Raw genomic sequence first — 21,381 nt, 5'->3', positions numbered from 1 at the left:
CACCTCCATTTTATAATAGTACTATCATTTTATCATGAATATATTTTTTTAAAAATAAAATCCCCTAAAACTAGGGGATTTTTCTATAGATTCTTCAATTTTTCATTAAAAAACTCTTCAATAACCTTAATAGCCTCATTCTCATCAAACCCATCTATAATAATAGTAACTTTATCACCAAATGATGCTCCTAGTGTTAGCACTCCCATTATAGATTTACCATTTACTGTTCTATTATCTTTCTCAATAGATATTTGAGATTCGAATTTACTAGCAGTTTGAACGAATAAAGCTGCTGGTCTTGCATGAAGTCCTACTTTATTAAAAATTTCAAACTCTTTTCTTATCATATTCCCCTACCCTTTCCTTTTAAATCTTCTGCTATTTGTTCTAATTTTCTAAGTCTATGATTAACCCCAGACTTTCCAATTGGAGGATTTAGAATTTCACCTAATTCTTTTAAGCTCAGATCTTGATACTCTATTCTCATATAAGCTATTTCTTGTAAGTTCTTAGGCAGTGATTCAAGTCCAATTGTATTTTTTATATACTCGATATTATGTATTTGCCTTATAGCTGCATTTACAGTTTTACTCAAATTTGCTGTTTCACAATTAACAATCCTGTTTACATCATTTCTCATTTGCTTTACTATTCTAACATTTTCTAAATCAAGAAGCGCACTATGAGCTCCCATTATATTTAATAAATCGGATATCTGCTCACTTTCTTTTAAATAAATAACATAATTACTCTTTCTTATAACTATCTTGCTATTAAATCCCAATGAGTTTATTAGGTTACTAAGAGCTATACTGTACTGTTCTTTATTAGTTACAAATTCTAAATGGTACGTTTTTTCTGGATCACTAACTGATCCTCCTCCTAAAAATGCACCTCTTATATAAGATTTTTTAAGATTATTATTCTCTATTATATCACTAGGTATATTATTATTTATAATAATATTGTTACCTTCGCTTAATATACCTAGTTCCTTTAATAAAGTGCTTGCTCCCATTTCACTAGTTATACTTAATATATAGCTATTGTTTTTTTTCAGATTTCTATTTTTCTTTACCATTATTTGAGTTTGGATATTAAAGTTTGATTTCAAAAGCTTAAATACTTTTCTAGCTATAGCTGCATTTTCCGTAGCTACTTCAAGATTTAACTTTTGAAATCCCTTTAATTTAATAGTTCCACTCATTCTTATTATTCCTGAAAGTTCTGCTATATTACATTTTTGATTTGAAGAAGTAACTCTTACTAGTTCATTCTTAGTTTTACTTGAAAATGACATTTTTCTCACCTATACCATTTTAAAAAATTATTTAAATTAAATATAATTTTTTTATTTCATTCAGTGCAACCTTAATTATCTCTTTCTCATCATCATACTTTGCAAGGTCTACAACCCTATTAATGTGTATAAATTTAGCATCTACAAAACCTTCTTCTCTTTGAGGAATGGTATTCATAGTCTTTGCTTTCATAAGATACCAAAAAACAGTTTTGTGAACAGTCTTATTTTCATCCCAGTTTTCTTTAAACGTATAATGAATTTCTCCTAAATATTTAATAATTTCTCCTTTTACACCTGACTCTTCAAATACTTCTCTCAATGCTGCTTCATCTTTTTCCTCATTTTTTTCTACTTTCCCTTTTGGAAGTACCCAATCTCCGTTATATTTTCTTAAGAGAAGTATTGCATTTCCAAATAATACCACACCACCAGCACTAATCTCTTCTCTCATATTTCTCACTCCTTAAAAAAAGCATAATAATAAAAAATTCTACATAAAAACTTCAAATCCTCTATATTAGGAGTTAAATTTATTAAGAAAGTTTTTAATAAAACAACTAAAGTTGCTCTTCCTAGTCAAACCAACTATAATGCTACCTATCTTTTCAGAGTTGTGTCTTATATACTTCTTCCTAACTTCAACAAGATTTGTTTGTATAACAGAAATATTTATAGAGTTTAATTTTTTTATTTGATTTTTATCTATTAATACTTGATTTGATCCATCCTTCTCATACTTTATCAAATCAGCTTTGTTTATACTTTCATCATTAGCTATTACCAAATCTATTATGCCATTGTGAGTATGCTTAAGTATTGAATTGACATGATCACATACATCGTAATCATCTGTCTCTCCTGGTTGAGTCATTATATTGGATATATAAACTTTAAGAGCATCACTTTTTACTATTTTATCAGAAATTCCATCCACTATTAAATTCGGTATTATACTGGTATATAAGCTACCAGGACCTATTACAATTATATCTGCATCATCTATTGCATCCAAAACTCCTTGTAATGGCTTGGGACTCTCTGGCTCTAAGTATATTCTATCTATTTCGGTATTTTGAAGTCTTACTTCATCAGGTATTGTAGATTCACCTTTTACTATATTTCCATTTTTAAGTTTAGCTACAAGGTTTATATCCTCTATTGTTACAGGATATACTTTTCCTGTTAAAGCGAATATATCTGATATTTTAGACACTGCAATTTCTAAATTCCCATATATTCCATTCATAGCAGCTAAAAACAGATTTCCAAGGCTTTGTCCTTCAAGCTTACCTTCTAAAAATCTATACTGCATTATTTTTTCCATTGTAGGCTCCATATTTGCAAGAGCCAATATACAGTTTCTTATATCTCCAGGAGGTAGCATTCCAAGATCTTCTCTTAATACTCCAGATCCTCCTCCGTCGTCTGCAACAGTAACTACTGCTGTTATATTATTCGTAAACTTCTTAAGCCCTCTAAGAAATATAGATTGACCAGTTCCTCCCCCTATAACAACGACTTTAGGTCCTCTCTTAGCTTTATCTAAGAGTTTTCTTTTTTTTATTGTTTCATAGTTTAAATAAGCTGATACTAATAAAAAAATCATACCTATAAATACCAGCCATACCCCTAAATTGTACATACGCTCCTCCAATTATCTCAATGTATGATCTCTATGTTTTTTAAGCACACTATAGTTTTTTTCTTTAAGAAAATCATACAATAAATTAGATATTGTGACCGACCTGTGTCTACCACCTGTACAACCGATAGCTATAACCAGATGATTTTTACCTTCTATAATATATTGAGGTATTAAAAAATTTATCATATCCGCTAATTTTTCAAAAAACTTAATGCTTATATCTGATTTCATAACATATTGTCTAACTACTTCTTCTTCACCAGTTTTTTCCCTAAGTTCTTCTATATAGTATGGATTTGGTAAAAACCTCACATCAAATACCAAGTCTGCATCCATTGGAATTCCGTGTTTGAACCCAAATGAAGTTACGGATATTATTAAATTTGAACTTGCATCTCCACTTGTATACGACTTGTTTATTTCTTCTTTTAAATCCCTTGGTTTCATATTACTAGTATTTATTATATTATTAGATCTCTCTTTTAGTTCTTTTAAAATTTCTCTTTCTTTTTTTATACCTTCTACTATATCTGTATTCGATGATAGAGGATGATTTCTTCTTGTCATCTTATATCTTTTTACAAGGGTATTATCACTACAATCTAAAAATAGTATTTCATATTCGTATCCAAATTTTTTAAGCATTTCAAGACTTTCATTTAAATCCTTAAAAAAACTTCTACCTCTTATGTCTATACCAAGGGCTATTTTTTCAATAGCCCCCTTTGATTGATAGCATATTTCTGCAAACTTTGATATAAGAGTAGGCGGTAGATTATCTACACAGTAAAAACCTAAATCTTCTAAAGCATTCATAGCTTCACTTTTTCCTGCACCCGATAAACCTGTTACTATTATAAATTTCAATTATTTCATCTCCCGTCTATATTTATAACATTGCTTATATCTATATCAGCTTGTTTTATCCTATCTATACCATTTGTAAAATTACCAACATCTTTCGGGTCATGAGCATCAGATCCTAGTGCGAATTTGATTCCACTATTTTTTAAGAGTTTTAATTCATCAACAGTTAAATGACCATGCTTTGAGTTAACCTCAAGTGCTGTGTTTGTCTTTTTTGCCTCTTTTGCGATTTCTAAAAGATCTACACTTGCCTTTGCACCAGGGTGAGTTATTATAAATATATCATGTTTATTGATTGCATTAATAACAGCCCTTGTATTATATTTAATCGCTGATTTTTTAAATAGACCTGTATAATTAATAAGATGACTTATACTTCCCTTAATCAATGTTGTTGGAGTTGATCCAAAATGATAACCAGCCATAATATAGTCAAAGTACTGCCTTATATTATCGTCTACATCTATGTTTCCTTCATCATCTAGTATATTCGCTTCTATACCCATTAGTATATCTATATTTTTATATTTTTCGTTTAGTTCATCTATTTCTTCTCTCATCTTCTTTATATCTTTATATTTTATTCCAAATGCCATATGTTTATATCCATGATCTGATATTCCAATTGTTTTAAGTCCTTTATTTATAGCTTCTTTTACATTATCTTCTATTGTCCCTTTACCGTGGCTATATACAGTATGAGTATGATAATCAGCTACAATATTCATATTATCGTCTCCTTTTTAATTTTCTCCGACGATTTTAACTTCCTCATTTAATTCAACTTTGAACTTATCATATACAGTCTTCTTAATGAATTCTATAAGCTCTATTATATCTTGAGCCGTTGCGCCTCCTGCATTAATAACGAAACCACTGTGTTTATCAGATACTTGTGCTCCTTTTAGCCTAACTCCCTTTAGACCACTATCCTCTATAAGTTTACCGGCATAATATCCTTCTGGTCTTTTAAATGTACTTCCTGCACTAGGAACATTAAGAGGCTGTTTAGTAGTTCTTTTAACTGTTAAATCGTCAAGTATATTCTTTATTTCTTCATAATTACCCTTTTCAAGATCTAATGTAACTTCTAATACTATTAAATTTTTCTTAGTAACCAAACTAGTTCTATATCCAAATTCCATCTGTTCATTAGAAAGTTCTACTATTTCTCCTTGTTGATTTAATACTTTAACAGATTTTACTACATCCTTCATTTCTCCACCATAAGCTCCTGCATTCATTGCAATAGCTCCACCTAGTGTTCCAGGTATACCACTTGCAAATTCAAATCCTTTATAACAGTTTTTAGCTATATATTTTGCAAGAGTTGATAATAGTATTCCCGATTGAGCTTTTATAATGTTTTCATTTATTTCAAATTTATTATAATTTTGAGCTATCTTAACTACTATTCCTCTTATTCCACCATCTCTAACTAAAAGATTTGAACCATTTCCCATTAAAAAATGTGGAAGATTCTCTTCTTTTATATATTTTATAATTTCTTTCAATTGATTTTCATTAGTTGGAGTAACTAAAAAGTCAGCAGGACCTCCTATTTTAAATGAAGTATGATTCTTCATAGGCTCATCTACTAATATATTTTCTTTTTCAATAATTTCACATAATTTATCATATATATTTTGTTTATTCATAATATACATATACCTCCATAAAATTCGCTACATGCTATTGCATGGCTCATATAGCCAACAAGTCCTAACGGACTCTGTTGCTTAAATACAAATATAATTTGCTACCCGTTATAAAAAATAATACTATCTTTAAGTATATAACTAAATCAATCTAAGGTCAAAATAAAATTCGCTACATGCTAACGCATGGCTCATGTCGCCAACGAGTCCTCCGGGCTCCGTTGCTCAAAAATAGTTGCCACTTTACTTTTTTATCAATTATTATATTTAAGTTGAAATTAATATAATATCTTTAAATATAATAAAATTCGCTACATGCTAACGCATGGCTCATGTCGCCAACGAGTCCTCCCGTTGATTAAAACAATTGCAAGTGTAGTTCTATCATCTTAAATATTAAAAGAGATACTTTATTATATAAAGTATCTCTTAAAAATGATTTTAAATATATTAATTTTTAATCTACTTTAAAGTTATTTACAGACTTCTCTAAGTCATTTGCTAGAGTATTCAAATCTTGAGTAAGATTTGCTACACTTTCTATAGATGCAAGTTGTTCTTCAGTTGATGCTGACACTTCTTCAGTTGATGCTGAAGTCTGTTGCGATGATGCTGCAAGATTTTGTATAGCACCTACTATATCATCCTTTTTATTATTCATTGAGTTAGTAAACTCAGTTACATGTTCATTATTTTCAATAAGTAAACCAATAGAATCCGAAATTTGTGCAAATATATCTTTTGTATCTAAAACAGCTTTGTTTTGGTCTGTTATTATACCTTTTTCAGCTTCCATTCGGTCTACTGCTTCTTTTGATTTTTCTTGTATTCCTTTTATAAGTTCATCTATTTCTTTTGATGCTTGATTTGACTGTTCAGCAAGCTTCCTTACTTCTTCTGCAACCACTGCAAATCCTCTTCCATTCTCACCTGCACGAGCAGCCTCTATAGCAGCATTTAATGCCAATAAATTAGTTTGTTCTGATATATTAGTTATAGCCTGAGTTATAGTTCCTATATTTTGAGACTTTTTATCAACTTCAAAAACTATTTCACTTACAATAACAGCTGACTGCTTTGCCATTTCTGATTTTTCATCAAGTATTTTGACTACATCTATACCCTTTCCACTAAGTTCATTAGCTTTTAAAGTTATTTCCATTATACTATTTTCCAACTCAGCAACTTCAGTTATATTTTTTGCAAGTTCTTCTATTTTATTTAAACCATCTTGTGTATCTCTAGCTTGGTCACTAGATACCATTGCTATTTGTTCTATTGCTTGTCCAATTTCATTTGTTGCAACAGTAGTTTGCTCAGTAGTTTCTGTAAGAAAAGATGATGATGTTAATATAGTTTCAGTCGAATGCTTTACATCTTTAACCAAATGCCTTATATTCTCTAACATAGAATTAAAGCTCTCTCCTAAATCTTCAAATTCATCTTTAGTTTTTATATTTGATTTTACGGTTAAATTCCCATTTGAAGCCTGTAAAAATACTTCTTTTAAAGAATTTATAGGCTTCGTAACACTTTTTGCTATTAATAAAGATGCTATTATTCCTATTACTATAGCCCCTACTATGCAGTATAATATAAAGTACATTATTGCATTAGTATCATTAATTAATTCAGATTCATTCATAATTCCTAATATTTTAAGCCCTAGTCTATCTTCCGTTATAAAAGATGCAAATTTACGTTGTTCATTATATTTATAATCTACAAAACCATAATCCTTACTTTTGATGTCATTCCATATATTTAGTTTAGTTACATTATTTTTGCCTATCTCGCTTTTTTCTTTATGAGCTATAGCTACTCCCTCTGTAGTAGTTAAGCAAATATAACCTTCTTTTCCAATGTTAATTTTACTTATTTCTTCTGATAGCTTATTTAAGGAGATATCAAGAGCAACTATTCCTACGATATTACCATTGTCAACTATAGCTTCTGATGCAGTTATAGTGATTTGACCAGTGTCAGTGTCTATATACGGATCTGTCCAGGCTGTGCTTCCTTTATTTTCAACAGCTTTTATATACCAAGGTCTAGTAGTTGGATCAAAGTCATCCGGTAACTCTACATATGGGTGAATATATATTTTTTTACTGTTATCTACTATATAACTATGTTCTATATTTATATTTTTTTCTTTATTAAGTCTTAAGTATTCTTCAATCTTATTTTGTGCTACCTCCTTATTTATATCTTCTCTTTGAAGCTCATTTATTCTTCTAAGATTAGTGTTGTCTGCAAGCATATCTAGTTGTATTTCTATAGTACTGAAATATCCATCTATTATTTGTTCTGTTAATACTGTGGTATCGTGACTTGAGTCTATAAGATTGTCATTTAAAATATGATATGATTTAGAGTAACTCATATACCCCAATGTACACAAAGGTACCGTTATTACTAATAGTAATATCAGTATCATCTTATTTTTAAAACTTCTTGATGAAATATTAATACTTCGCCTTTTATTTTTCTTCATACTTTCCTCCTTGTAGTGTGTTTTCTTCTTCAAAAGATAAATTAATTTTTTGTTACACACCATAATAAATATAATATCAGATATGAATACGTTTTCAACACATAAAATAACATATTATGTTGAACCTGGTTATATAATACATATTTTATTATGTTTTTCATCATTAGTGTAATATATATCGGAAACTTATTTATGTTTTTTAATATTTTTTATGAAAATTCACAATTATTTATCTGTTTTATTTTATAAATAAAAAGGAGATATATCACTCTAGAAATTACTTTCTATAGCGATATATCTCTATATCTTTTAATATTTAAAATGAAATTTTTTCTTATATATTTTTTGCTCTTTCTTTATTCGTTTTAACATAACAAATATAATAAGCTATAGGTACTATTAACCCTCCACCTACTATATTGCCTAAGGTTACTGGTATTAAGTTAACAGTAAATATATCGACCCAACTAACTGATAATCCCAATGCCTTACCCATTGGTATGAAGAACATATTTGCTATGCTATGTTCATAACCTGATAATACGAATAACATTATAGGAAACCAACATGCAAATATTTTTGACACAACATCCTGTGCAGCTGTTGCCATCCATACAGCCAAAACCACTATTATATTACACAATATCGCTCTTAAAAATAATACTTCAAATGATAATGACATCTTTGCTTTTGCTATATTTATACTTAAAGTTGTAGCTGATTCAGAGAATAAATTTGCTTTTAATAACACAAGTACCAGAAATATTGATCCTATAAAATTTCCAATATAAACAATACCCCAGTTTTTCAATACCTGTTTCAATGTTATTTTCTTATCCATCATAGCTAAAGTCATTAAGCAATTTCCTGTAAAAAGTTCAGCTCCACACATAACTACTAACATTAGTCCAACAGGAAATACTAAAGCCCCAAAAAATTTCATTAATCCTACATCTATACTTTTTAATGTCTGCATTATTATAATGTCTCCATAAGCTCCAAAACTTATGAATATCCCAGATAAAATTCCAAGTATTAGCATGTTACTTGACTTAAGATTAGCTTTAGCTATTCCACTTTTTATAGTGGCTTGAGCTACTTCTTTAGGTGTTAAATATCTTTTTTCCATAAAACCCCTCCTGAAAATTATTATAGCTTTATATATATTTTATACCTTTTACCATTTTCTTACAACACATTTGTTTAATTTTTATCAATTTTCTGATTCATATCTTTTTTCTTACAGTTTTTTCAGGTATTGTTTTTTGTATGCAAGATGGTATAATTTATAAAGTGGTTTTTATTTTAAATATAGTTTGAAAGGAGTTTTTTATGAGTGATAAAAATTATCTAACATCTGATGAAATAGCATCTTATACTGTTGATACAGGAATAAAAAAAGTAAACAAAAAATACTGTATTCAATTTTTATTAGGTATATTAGCAGGAGTATTTATAGCATTTGCTGCTCAAGGATCTAACGCTTCAGCTTATGGACTTTGGTCAAAGCCTGAAACTTATGGGCTTGGAAAAGCCATGGCAGGTGCCTTATTCGGAACTGGTCTTATGATGGTACTTATAGCAGGGGCTGATCTTTTTACAGGTAATACACTTATAATAATGGCAGTTCTTGAAAAGAAAGTAAAATTAAAAGATATGTTCATAAATTGGACTTTAGTTTATTTAGGGAATTTTGTCGGATCGCTTTTAATTGCATATATGATAGTTAAATCAGGACAGCTTCATATGGGCGGTAATATGTTAGCTGGTACGACTATAAAAATAGCCTCTTATAAGGTGTCTTTATCTTTTACAAATGCATTATTCTTAGGAATTATGTGTAATTGGCTTGTATGTATTGCAGTTTGGCTTGCATATTCTGCTAAAGATATAACAGGTAAAATATTAGGAATATTTTTTCCTATATGGTTATTTATAACTTCAGGATTTGAACATAGTATAGCTAATATGTACTATATACCAGCTGGAATACTTGCAAAATCAAACCCTCACTATGCTGAGGCTTCTCATCTATCAGATGAAGCATTAAATGCTCTTAACTGGAAAAGTTTCATAATAAACAACCTATTTCCAGTAACTTTAGGAAACATAATTGGAGGAGCTATCTTTGTAGGATTTGTATATTGGTTTATATATGTAAGAAAAAATAATAAAACACAAAAATCCTCTATATAGGTATTTATATAAAAAATAGAGAATAAAATTTTATTCTCTATTTTTTATATCTAGAATTGATCATTCCTTAATCTTCCACTTAACCCCCTGTCTAGTATCTAAAATTTCTATATCCATTTCTAATAAGAGCTTTCTTATATTATCTGATTTTTCCCAGTCTTTATTTTTTCTAGATTCTTCTCTTTCTTTTAAAAGTTTTTCTACCAAATTTACTTTTTCTTCGTTTATATTTTTATTTTCTATATCAATTTTGATAAAATCTAATCCAAATATTTTATCAAAATCTTCTATTAAGATCTTTTTTTCTAAGTTATTTAATGCATCATCTTTTATCACATCGAATAATACAGTAAATCCATTAGCCAAGTTCAAATCATCATTTATATATTTATTAAACTCATCTTTATATTTTTTAATTTTGTATTTATCTTTTATTGTGAATTCATCTATATTTTCAATTATAAAACTTATTTTGTTTCTTAACGCTGTTAAAGATTTTTTTGATTCTTCTAATCTTTCGTAACTAAATGTTAAAGGTTTCCTATACTTAGATTGAAGTACATAATATCTATATACTAATGGATCAAAACCTTCTTCTATTAACTTATCTAAAGTTAAAAATTCGCCCTTTGATTTAGACATTTTTCCATTATCTAATATTAAAAATTCACCATGCATCCAGTAATTTACCCATTTATGACCAAGTGCAGCTTCTGATTGAGCTATTTCATTAGTATGATGCACTGGTATATGATCTACCCCACCACAATGAATATCCACATATTCTCCTAAATACTTTATAGCCATAGCTGAACATTCTATATGCCATCCTGGAAATCCTACTCCCCAAGGAGAATCCCATTGTAATATATGATTTTCATATTTAGAATTTCCAAACCACAGTACAAAATCTAGTGGATTTCTTTTAAAGCGATCTACATCTACTCTACTACCTGCTTGAAGTTCTTCGGGAGTTAAATTTGCTAGTTTATAATAATTTTCAAACATATCTATTGAAAAATATACATTTTTATTAGCTGTATAAGTATATCCCTTTTCTTCTAAAGTTTTTATTAAATTTATAATATCTTCAATATGTTCTGTCGCTCTTGGTACTGCTGTTGGAAGCTTTATATTTAGTTTTTCCAAATCCTTAATAAATGCATCTTCATAAAATCTAGCTATCTCTAATACACTTTTATGTTCTCTTTTAGCTCCCATTCTCATTTTATCCTCACCATCATCTGCATCAGACTGTAAATGTCCTACATCCGTTATATTCATTATATGTTTAACTTCATAACCTCCATATTCGAGAACTCTTTTTAATATATCTTCGAAGATATAAGTTCTTAAATTTCCAATATGAGCAAAATTATATACAGTTGGACCACAAGTATACATTTTCACTTTTCCGTTTTCTATTGGTATAAACTTTTCCTGTGATTTTGTTAATGTGTTATAAATTTTTAGGCTCATTTTATTACCCCCTTCTGTTTTTTTATACAAAAAAACTACAGAAAAGTCATAGCTTATCTTAATATAAAGAAAAACTATAAACTAACCTGTAGTTTGTTTTTAATAAAATTCAATATAAGTATCCTAAACTATAAAATATTAAAATAGACACAGGTCTGCTGTTATTTTAAATTTTGTTATCTTTTTTAAACAACAACAGCAACAATACATCATTTTAATATCCTCCTTTTATAGTTATTTATTCTATATTATGGCATTATAATAGAAAATGCAATATTTATTTTATAGTTTTAAAAAAACGCCACACTTTGTTTTCTCTTATTCTTTATAGTTTCATCTAAATCCGTTCCTTTTACTATCTTAAAAGCATCTGTCGGACATGCTTTTACACATGCTGGTCCACCTTTTGAATCTATACAAAGGTCACATTTGTTCGCTATCATACGATCCTTAAAATAACACTTATTACTATCTATACTTTTTAAATTTTCTTGCTTTACAACCGCTCCATCTTTGTATTCACTTACTAATTCAATAGCTCCAAAAGGACAAGCTACAATGCAAGTTTTACATCCTATACAAGTTGATTTATTCACGTATATTACTCCATCTTTACTTACAATAGATCCATTTGGGCATACATTAGCACAAGGAGCATCCTCGCATTGTCTACACTGTATAGGTGCACTTACTTCTAATGTTTTCACAACACTTAATTTAGGATTAAACTCTATATGATTGCTTTCTTGTGTGAATATATTTTGTTCACAGTGAGCTACAACGCATGCTATTTCACAAGTTCTACATCCTATACATTTATCTGGATCTGCTATTACAAAAGTATTCATACTTAAACCTTCTTTCTAGATACATAGCTTGTATGTAATAAATTATGAGATTTATGTCCAAGTGGCTCTTTTAAAAACTCCTTATATAATTTCTTTATAGCTGGATTTTCATGAGATTTTCTAATTTTCATATCTGAATCATGATTGTATATAGATTCTTTTCTATTTTTATATGCAGTATGTCTATACTCCTCTAATAATAATTTTGGTTGACCTCCACCACTTACACATCCTTCAGGACATGTCATAACTTCTATAAAGTGAAAATCACAGTTTCCTTGCTTTATACTTTCAATTATAGGTACTACATTTTCAAGACCAGAGACTACTGCAATATTTAAAGTTAAGTCTCCAATTTCAATAGTAGATTTTCTTAAGCCTTGTTCGCCTCTTACGAATTTCATATCTATATTAGGTACACTTTCTTTAGTTATAAGCTCATATCCAGTTCTAAGTGCTGCCTCCATAACTCCACCAGTTGATCCAAATATAGTTCCAGCTCCAGTATACTCTCCTAAAGGCTTATCAAATTCTTCATCTTTTATATTTACAAAATCAATCTCCATATCTTTTATTAAATAAGCTAGTTCCCTAGTTGTTATAACTATATCGACATCCTTATATCCACTATCAGCCATCTCTTCTCTATCACATTCAAACTGCTTACAAGTACATGGCATAACTGCAACACTTAATATATTGCTTGGATCTACATTGTCTACCTTAGCCCCATAAGTTTTGAATATAGTTCCAGCCATTTGTTGTGGGGATTTGCAGCTTGATAAGTGCTTCAAAATTTCTGGATACTCAGTCTCAGCAAATTTAACCCAAGCAGGACAACAAGAAGTAAACATAGGTAAGTTTTTTCCTTCACTAACCCTTTTTATAAGTTCACTTCCCTCTTCCATTATAGTTAAATCTGCTGCAAAATTAGTGTCATAAACTCTATCAAAATTCAATTTTTTAAGAGATGCTGCCATTTTTCCAGGAGTCAATTCTCCAAGTTCCATACAAAACTCTTCAGCCAATGCAACCCTGACCGCTGGTGCACATTGAACAATCTTAAATTTAGCATTATCAGATAAGTAAGTCTTTAACAAATCTACTTTTCCCATATTATAAGCTGCAAATAAAGGTTCCTTTGTACCTTCAAGCATTCCTCTTTCTTTTAGTTTCATATCTATAGAAGTTATTTTAGTATCAAATTGTGATGCATAAGAACTACAAATTTGGACGCATTGTCCACAAATAACACACTTGTGATTATCTATGTTTTGAACTTCTCCTTGTTTCCCCTTTATAGCTCCAACAGGACATACACTTGCACATCGTCTACATCCTGTACATAATTCTTTATCGATATTGATTATAGACATATTTTCAACCTCACTTAATGTAATTTTTTGTGGCATTTACGAGAGCTTGCGCAGCCATTTTATTTTTATATTTTTTGTCATCTAGAGGTTTTACTACCCTTAAAGCGTTATTAGGACAAGCATTTATACATGCTTTTTTGTCATTCTCTATACATAAATCACATTTATAAGCAGTAAACTTCACTACTTTTTCTAATCCATCATATGATTCTTCCTTTAAATTAAGTTGAATTACTTCTTCTCCATTATCGTACTGAGGTAACAAATCTATTGCCCCAAACGGACATGCCATAAGACAGTTTTTACATCCTATACATTTTTTCTCATCAACTATTATAGTATTATCTTTTTGACTTATAGCACCAACCGAGCAACTCTTAGCACAAGGGGCATCTTCACACTGTCTGCACTGTATAGGCATAGTAACTGAAGGTGTTTTTACAAGATATAATCTAGGAATTACAGGTGTCATAACTGTTCCAACAGTATATCCAACATTATTATTTTTATTATGAACTGCAAAACAAGCAAGCTCACATGCTTTACAACCTATGCACTTATTTAAATCTGCTACTACGAATGGGTTTAGGTTATTTTTCATTTATCTCACCTTTTTCTAATTGTTGTATTCTACATTTATTTGCATATATATTCATCTTTTTACCTCTTACAAATCCAACTAATGTAATTCCCAATTTTTTAGCAAGTTCTACAGATAAATTAGTAGGTGCTGACTTTGATATTATAATTGGTATTTGCATCTTAGCAGATTTTAAAATCATTTCAAGAGACACTCTTCCGCTCAACACTATTATTTTATCTTTTAAATATACACCCTTTAAAAAAGCTTCTCCAATCACCTTATCCATGGCGTTATGTCGTGCCACATCCTCATTTATAATAAGTACATCTTCTTTATCGCAAAGAGCTACACTATGAACTCCACCCGTTTTTTTAAATATATCTGAATATGTTAGATTTTTTTTCATAAATTCATATACTTTATTTTGTTTTAACTTAATATCACTATTTACTATTTCACAATCTATTGAATCTAGAAAACTATAAATACATTCGTTATCATTATTTTGTATATTTAATTTCTTCGATTGAAAATTTTTAATATATATATCATTTTCAAGTTGTATTTTTATGCATCCTTTGGCTTTATCAAGTTCAATAGACTGTATATCCTCTTTTTTATTTACGATTTGTTCCGTTCTTAAAAATCCCACTGCCAATTCTTCAAGTTTATCAGGAGTACAAAGAAGTGTAGCCATCTTTCTTTGATTAACATAAATATTGAGTGGGTATTCACAAACTAACTCCTCTTCACAAAGAATTTCTTTATTTTCTTCAATTTTTATAGCACTACACTTTATAGTTTTATACATAATATCAACCTCTTTTTATGATATTTTTTTCTATATAATCACATATGCCAGCCACATTATTTAAATCTAAAATATCGATATCTAAATCTAATTTCTCATCACTTGCAACTGCTAAAAATGTGCTCATATCATAAAAAGGATCATTGCACAGTAGATTATCATCTACTCCTTTTCTATGTACTTCTATCTTAGGATATTTATTATTCTTAAATCCTTCCATTATTACAATATCTTGTTCAAATAATTTGAGCATATCCTCTATCCTCGGTTCTTCATTTAAAATCTTAATCATAGCCATTTTTTCAGACGATGCTATAACTACATTATCAGCTCCAGCCTTAGAAAAACGATATGAATCTTTGCCTTTTTTATCTATATCAAATTTGTGAGCATCATGCTTTAGAGCACCTACACTATATCCTCTTTCTTTTAAAACGCTTATCAAATTTTCTATAAGTGTTGTCTTTCCTGTATTCGACTTAGTTGATACTATCGAAACAACTATAGATGATTTTTCCACTTATACCCCCCCTATTTTTATTAATTAGTTAAAACATCTCTTAATAAAAGTATTAAGTGAGTATTCGTTAGAGTTTCAGATTTTTCCTCTTTTTAACTCTTTGTCTATACCAAAAACTCTATTATCGATTAAATTCTTTTAAAATAATACAATTTTTCTACATATAAAAGGCATAATATTAGCCTTATAACAAACTAATATATGCCTTTAAATATTTATTTACACTTCTTCACATTCATTTTTCTTCTAATATTTTCATATTCATCTTTTACATATTGATTGGCGCCATCTTGATCATCTATTTTATCTACTTTAATAGCACAATATTTATACTCAGGAGTTTTTGTAATAGGATCGACATGGTCACTAGTCAATTCATTACAAGATCCTATCCACCATTGATAAGTCATAAAAGTTGACCCCTGTTTTACCCTATCCGTAACGTAAGCTTTTGTTATTACGCTTCCTCTTCTTGAAGTAACTCTCACGAATTCTTCATGTTCTATACAAAGTTTATTAGCATCTTCAACACTCATTTGTATATATCCCGGTTCATCTGCAAGTGTACTTAATGCTTTACAGTTACCAGTCATAGTTCTAACTGAATAATGACCTACCTCTCTTACAGTCGAAAGACTAAGTGGGTATTCTTCATCTGGAATTTCCATAGGAGGTCTCCAATCACATGCAAATAATTTACCTTTTTCATTAGGGGTTGAAAACTTATTTCCCTCATATAAATAAGGTGTTCCATCATGATCTTCACTAGTACATGGCCATTGTATACTTCCTAATTCTTTTATACGTTCATAACTTGCTCCTGCAAAATCAGGACATAAACTTCTCATCTCATCCCAAATTTCCTCTGTATTGTTGTATTTCATAGAATATCCCATTGCTGTAGCTATCTCGCATATGATTTTCCAGTCAGGCTCCACATCCCCCTTTGCCTCTACTGCTTTTCTCATTATTTGAAATCCCCTATCAGCTGACGAATAAACTCCTTCATGTTCTCCCCAAGAAGTAGCTGGAAGTACAACATCTGCATGAAGAGCGGTTTTATTCATAAATATATCTTGAACTATAACAAGATCTATATTATCTAGAGTTTCTCTTACCTCTGCTGCATTTGGATCACTTTGAACAGGATCTTCTCCAAATATATAATAAGCTTTTATCTTTTTTTCATGTAATGTCAGATGAGGAATTTCAGTTAATTTATAACCAGGCTCGCTTGGAAGCTTAACTCCCCATGCATTCTCAAATTTAGCCCTTATTTTATCATCTGTAACATTTTGATATCCTGGATATACATTTGGAAGTACTCCCATATCACAAGTACCTTGTACATTGTTTTGACCACGAACAGGTCCTATTCCAACTGATTCTCTTCCAAAGTTACCTGTTAAAAGAGCCAGCGATGCAAGTCCCTTAACAACATCAACAGCTTGAGAAAATTGACATACTCCCATTCCATAAAGTATCATAGCATTTTTAGCCTTTGCATATTCTCTCATAGACTTTCTTATATCATCAGCTGGTACCCCTGTAATCTTCTCCGCATATTCAGGTGTATACTTAGATACCATATTCTTATAATCTTCAAATCCCTCAGTATATTTTTGAACATAATCTTTATCATAAAGATTCTCATTGATTAATACGTTTGCAAAAGCATTAACTAATGCCATATTAGTTCCACCCTTTATAGGCAACCATAAATCCGATATCCTTCCAGTTTCTGTAAGTCTCGGGTCTGTAACTATAATTTTTGCACCCTTATCTTTTGCTTTTATTATTCTTCTTGCCACAATAGGGTGAGAATCCGCTGCATTATATCCAAATACAAATAATAAATCCGTATTTTCTATTTCAGGTATACCATTTGACATTGCTCCATTCCCTAATGAGTAGGCCAGACCGGCTACTGATGGTGCATGTCAAACCCTAGCACAGTGATCTATATTATTAGTTCCAATTACAGCTCTCATAAATTTTTGCATTATGTAATTAGCTTCATTTCCAGGTCCTCTTGCAGATCCTGTTCCCATTATAGAGTCTGGGCCGTATTTACTTTTTATCTCTTTCAGTTTAGTAGCTACAAAATCTATAGCTTCTTCCCATGATACCTCTTTTAATTCTCCACTTTTTCTTATCATAGGATGCTTAAGCCTTGACGTTAGAATCTGTGGATCATTTAAAAAATCCCATCCATAATATCCTTTAAGACATAGATTTTTTTCATTAGTTCTTCCATCGGCAGCTTCAGCTCTTACGATTTTTCCGTCTTTAACCACCAAATATAATTGACACCCTCCGCCACAGTATGGACAGACAGTTAATATCTTCTCTTCCATCAAACACTACATCTCCCTTTTAAGTCGAGTAATAACTTTGTTTTTTTAATATATATTCACATTCTAAGAAATATATATTTTCCAGTCAAACACCAAAAAGATTCAATAACCCCTTTATTTCGACGAAAAACCAAATTTGCTTTATATTGTTAGATAATCCATCTATTTACTACCGTGTATACATTATACTTATTTTCAATGTATATAAATATTAAAGCAAATACTTGGATATACTATTAATGAAATTAATAATATATTTTTACAAATACGATTAAAAGGAGTTATAACAATGAAGATTATATATAATTGCGTTGGAGGTACACATTCTTCTGCGATTGCTGCCGCTATTCACCTAAACATTCTTCCTAGTGATAGAGTGCCTAGCACAGATGAAATAATGAATATTGGATATTTTGATACTATGCAAAAAAAAGATATAGGAAATTTGTTTTTAAAAGGTATCGATGAATTTGGAAATGAAGTATATACCTTAGGTAGACAATTTAATAAAAATTTAGTTTTAAATACAGTAAAAAGCACATATTCTATATCTAATAAAAATTCAAATGATTTATTATTCATAGATACTATGCCTACAGTAAATATACCTATGAAAATAGGAGGATTCTCATCTAGAAGACTTCATTTAGTTTCATTTGGCAGACCTATTGTTTTAAAAGGTAGTCAAAAAGCATATAAAAATATGATTAAATTAGTAAAGGATACCAAAGAACAGTTTAGTTCTTAAGTATCCTTTTCTATTATTACAAAATTTAATATATATATCTTATAGATATACTAAATGCACTTTTTCACATGACTTTCATCATATTTCTTCAATATATCCTCGTTTAAATTATGTATTATTATTATACTGTAATATTTGAGTTATGTAATATAGATTTCTCTATTTCCATTGATGTGTTTTTATCTAAAGAAGATGTAGCCGAAATGATAAAGTCCAAATATTATTGATGAGAATATAATGAAAATTTTTGCATTTTTTTTGTTAATATCTATACTAAACATTTTTTTTCATTAATATAGTTAACTAACCTTGATTGTATTTTTGTTAATTGACAGTAATGAAATGGAACTTGAGTTTTATCACCTGTAAGTTCATACTTTAATGCTATACAATCTAAATTAATGCATCTATCAAGATATTCACATTTTTTGCATTTTTCACTAATATCACGTTTATAATCAATAAATTGTTTTCTCCTATCTTCGTTGAATCCTTGTTGCGTACTTCCTATTTTAAACTCTTCTTTTTGACATGCAGAACATGAATAAATACTTCCATCTGCTTTGACATACATACTCACTTTTCCTGCATAACAATAAAAATGCTTATATTTTTTGTTGAGTATGTTAAATCCATGATAAGGAATATTCCAAAATACAAATTCATCCTTACTAGCTTTTTCAATACAATAAAGAGCAATCTTCTTAAATTGAAGTTCGATTTCTTCAAGTTCATCCATATTCCATTTGCTATATGTTTCAAGGCAAGTAGCTATGTATTTAAATCCTAGCTCCGTAATATGTTTGAAATTTTCATATAAATTCTTATAAGTATTTTTATTGATTACCATACTTAACTGAACTTGTTTATTTGATTTTTCTTCATAGAATTTAAATAGGTCCAAGTTATGTTTTAAGGAATTATAAGCAGAACTACCATTTTTCATAATTCGATTTTTATCATTATCTATTATACAACCATCTAAACTTGTCCTTATACTAAAATTATGTTTTATGAAAAAACATATAGTATCTTTATCTATAAAAGTACCATTAGTTGTAATATTAAAATAGATAGAAATATTTTCTTTTTGACATATATCTTCTGCATATTCTGTGATAAATTTTATTCTAGTTTTGCAAAGTAGTGGTTCTCCACCTAAATAGCTTATTGATAAACTATCAAACTTTTGTTTTTTACATTCACTTATAGCCATACATATAGATTTTTTAGCAATTTCTATATTCATAAATTGTTCTTCATGTGGAAGATAACAATATTTACATTCCATATTACATGAGTTTGTTAACTCTAAAGACAATTTAAACATAACTTTCCCCCATTGTACCAAATTTTAAAGATATTTTACGTATAGTATCTTATCTTTTTCTTTTGCCAAATCATATAACTCTTTGTTTTTATAATAATCAAACTTAGATTTACAAAAAACATTTTTATTATAGTTTAAAGCTTCTTTAATAAGTTTTCTTTTTATAGCTAACTCTTCATCGAGTGTTGCATTTGGTATATCTCCTATAAAAAATGTATCTACATCTTTAAGCCCTTTACTAAAATCAGAATATAATTTTACAGTTTTTAAAATCCCATCTTTCTTTAAATAATATACATCTTCATAATTTGAGTTAGGACAGTAAAAACCCCCAATATTTGAATATATAGCTCTATCTTCGAGCATAGAAATTAATTCTTTACTTAATGGATAGTATAATATTTTTTTCATCCAATCAAAATTTTTTCTCTCATCTTCCCAAGTTTTTTGCTGACTTTTATTCCAACTAGACTTTAATAGCCTTTCTTTTAAATTATTCTGTATTTTACCTTCCAGTAAAATATTTGACAAAATACCCGTGAAATGTGCTGCTGCATAGCTATTTCCACGGTTATAATAATAACTATTTTTGTAACATAGGTTTTGACGAGAACCATGAGCATATATTGTATTTGTTTCAGTACTTTCATATATATATTTCGATTTATCTGGCATTTCCATCTTTTTAATTCCATAAACTTCTTTAAAATGGGCTGGATAGCTTATAGTGCCTTCCTTGTTATGATAAGCAGATACTATCAATATATTTTTTTTTATGAGTTTTTTACAAATATCTTGAAATTGTTCCTTAATTTTATCTGAAGTAGTTCCTAAACTTAAATTAATAATATCAATATCTTTTTCACATAACCAGTCTAATGCTCTTAATAGATCTTCCATATTGCACTTTAAGTCTTGATTTAATATCTTTATACTAAGTAAATCAATATTTTTATTGTGGTTATATATGATACCTGCGATACTAGTTCCATGCCCATTTGAATCTTCTATATCATTAATGTATTTATTTAAATGCTCTTCCCAGATAATATTTTGTATATTGTGTTCTTTTAAATTTGGGTGATAAATATTAACCCCTGAATCTAATAAAGCTATTTTTATGTTTTTTCTTCTCATAAAACCTCATTCCATTTCATCAA

General features: G+C 29.2%; 20 protein-coding genes. 2 read left to right on the top strand and 18 right to left on the bottom strand.

What is annotated here, in order from left to right:
* Positions 1-83: 83 nt before the first annotated feature.
* The 9 genes from Tmeso_RS03915 to Tmeso_RS03875 form a co-directional block, all read right to left on the bottom strand.
* Positions 84-350 carry an HPr family phosphocarrier protein gene (locus Tmeso_RS03915; RefSeq protein ID WP_099188470.1) on the bottom strand — a complete coding sequence of 89 codons (267 nt, stop codon included), beginning with the start codon at positions 348-350 and terminating at the stop codon, positions 84-86.
* Entirely contained in the window at positions 347-1,303 is a 957-nt protein-coding gene (gene whiA / locus Tmeso_RS03910) for a DNA-binding protein WhiA (RefSeq protein WP_099188468.1), read from the bottom strand. The genes Tmeso_RS03915 and whiA overlap by 4 nt, the downstream gene beginning before the upstream one ends.
* A 31-nt stretch (positions 1,304-1,334) precedes the next feature.
* Positions 1,335-1,757, bottom strand: a complete 423-nt coding sequence (locus Tmeso_RS03905; protein WP_099188466.1) for an NUDIX hydrolase — start codon at positions 1,755-1,757, stop codon at positions 1,335-1,337.
* A 66-nt stretch (positions 1,758-1,823) separates the two neighbouring features.
* Positions 1,824-2,948, bottom strand: a complete 1,125-nt coding sequence (locus Tmeso_RS03900) for a gluconeogenesis factor YvcK family protein (protein WP_099188464.1) — start codon at positions 2,946-2,948, stop codon at positions 1,824-1,826.
* Between the two features lie 12 nt (positions 2,949-2,960).
* On the bottom strand, positions 2,961-3,818 hold the full coding sequence (rapZ, locus tag Tmeso_RS03895) for an RNase adapter RapZ (RefSeq protein ID WP_099188462.1): 858 nt from the start codon (positions 3,816-3,818) through the stop codon (positions 2,961-2,963).
* A gap of 5 nt (positions 3,819-3,823) precedes the next feature.
* The gene (locus Tmeso_RS03890; RefSeq protein ID WP_099188460.1) at positions 3,824-4,546 is read right to left on the bottom strand and encodes a PHP domain-containing protein; all 723 of its coding nucleotides are present in this window, start codon (positions 4,544-4,546) and stop codon (positions 3,824-3,826) included.
* 15 nt (positions 4,547-4,561) lie between these two features.
* Positions 4,562-5,476: a UDP-N-acetylmuramate dehydrogenase gene (gene murB / locus Tmeso_RS03885; RefSeq protein WP_099188458.1), complete on the bottom strand. Its 915-nt coding sequence runs from the start codon at positions 5,474-5,476 to the stop codon at positions 4,562-4,564.
* Between the two features lie 457 nt (positions 5,477-5,933).
* A complete protein-coding gene (locus Tmeso_RS03880; protein WP_187296213.1) occupies positions 5,934-7,973 on the bottom strand; it encodes a methyl-accepting chemotaxis protein in 2,040 nt (679 codons plus the stop codon).
* 334 nt (positions 7,974-8,307) lie between these two features.
* Positions 8,308-9,102, bottom strand: coding sequence for a formate/nitrite transporter family protein (locus tag Tmeso_RS03875; protein ID WP_099188454.1), 795 nt, complete (start codon positions 9,100-9,102; stop codon positions 8,308-8,310).
* A gap of 203 nt (positions 9,103-9,305) precedes the next feature.
* Between Tmeso_RS03875 and Tmeso_RS03870 the strand changes: the two genes are divergently transcribed.
* Complete coding sequence (locus Tmeso_RS03870; RefSeq protein WP_099188452.1) at positions 9,306-10,169, top strand: formate/nitrite transporter family protein; 864 nt, start codon at positions 9,306-9,308, stop codon at positions 10,167-10,169.
* Between the two features lie 60 nt (positions 10,170-10,229).
* On the opposite strand, the gene cysS is transcribed toward Tmeso_RS03870, so the two are convergent.
* From cysS to fdhF, 7 genes are all read right to left on the bottom strand, one after another.
* Positions 10,230-11,648, bottom strand: a complete 1,419-nt coding sequence (gene cysS / locus Tmeso_RS03865) for a cysteine--tRNA ligase (RefSeq protein ID WP_099188450.1) — start codon at positions 11,646-11,648, stop codon at positions 10,230-10,232.
* Positions 11,649-11,938: 290 nt separating this feature from the next.
* A complete protein-coding gene (locus Tmeso_RS03860; protein ID WP_099188448.1) occupies positions 11,939-12,496 on the bottom strand; it encodes a 4Fe-4S dicluster domain-containing protein in 558 nt (185 codons plus the stop codon).
* Positions 12,497-12,498: 2 nt separating this feature from the next.
* Complete coding sequence (locus Tmeso_RS03855) at positions 12,499-13,908, bottom strand: [FeFe] hydrogenase, group A (RefSeq protein WP_242967863.1); 1,410 nt, start codon at positions 13,906-13,908, stop codon at positions 12,499-12,501.
* On the bottom strand, positions 13,883-14,473 hold the full coding sequence (locus Tmeso_RS03850) for a 4Fe-4S dicluster domain-containing protein (protein WP_099188444.1): 591 nt from the start codon (positions 14,471-14,473) through the stop codon (positions 13,883-13,885). The genes Tmeso_RS03855 and Tmeso_RS03850 overlap by 26 nt, the downstream gene beginning before the upstream one ends.
* Positions 14,463-15,266: a formate dehydrogenase accessory sulfurtransferase FdhD gene (gene fdhD / locus Tmeso_RS03845; RefSeq protein WP_099188442.1), complete on the bottom strand. Its 804-nt coding sequence runs from the start codon at positions 15,264-15,266 to the stop codon at positions 14,463-14,465. The genes Tmeso_RS03850 and fdhD overlap by 11 nt, the downstream gene beginning before the upstream one ends.
* A 4-nt stretch (positions 15,267-15,270) precedes the next feature.
* Positions 15,271-15,786: a molybdopterin-guanine dinucleotide biosynthesis protein B gene (gene mobB / locus Tmeso_RS03840; RefSeq protein WP_099188440.1), complete on the bottom strand. Its 516-nt coding sequence runs from the start codon at positions 15,784-15,786 to the stop codon at positions 15,271-15,273.
* A gap of 215 nt (positions 15,787-16,001) precedes the next feature.
* On the bottom strand, positions 16,002-18,143 hold the full coding sequence (gene fdhF / locus Tmeso_RS03835) for a formate dehydrogenase subunit alpha (RefSeq protein WP_099188553.1): 2,142 nt from the start codon (positions 18,141-18,143) through the stop codon (positions 16,002-16,004).
* A gap of 289 nt (positions 18,144-18,432) precedes the next feature.
* On the opposite strand from fdhF, the gene Tmeso_RS03830 reads away from it, so the two are divergent.
* A complete protein-coding gene (locus tag Tmeso_RS03830) occupies positions 18,433-18,891 on the top strand; it encodes a DUF3189 family protein (RefSeq protein WP_099188438.1) in 459 nt (152 codons plus the stop codon).
* Positions 18,892-19,159: 268 nt separating this feature from the next.
* Here Tmeso_RS03830 and Tmeso_RS03825 read toward each other — a convergent pair whose 3' ends face one another.
* Both Tmeso_RS03825 and Tmeso_RS03820 read right to left on the bottom strand, forming a co-directional pair.
* The gene (locus Tmeso_RS03825) at positions 19,160-20,221 is read right to left on the bottom strand and encodes a radical SAM/SPASM domain-containing protein (RefSeq protein ID WP_099188436.1); all 1,062 of its coding nucleotides are present in this window, start codon (positions 20,219-20,221) and stop codon (positions 19,160-19,162) included.
* Positions 20,222-20,245: 24 nt separating this feature from the next.
* Positions 20,246-21,358 carry a S8 family serine peptidase gene (locus tag Tmeso_RS03820; protein ID WP_099188434.1) on the bottom strand — a complete coding sequence of 371 codons (1,113 nt, stop codon included), beginning with the start codon at positions 21,356-21,358 and terminating at the stop codon, positions 20,246-20,248.
* Positions 21,359-21,381 lie beyond the last annotated feature (23 nt).

This window comes from Tepidibacter mesophilus, from assembly GCF_002724055.1.
GTDB lineage: Bacteria > Bacillota > Clostridia > Peptostreptococcales > Peptostreptococcaceae > Tepidibacter_A > Tepidibacter_A mesophilus.
The sequence above is the reverse complement of the archived record's forward strand: the minus strand, read 5'-3'. Positions and strand labels throughout refer to the sequence as shown.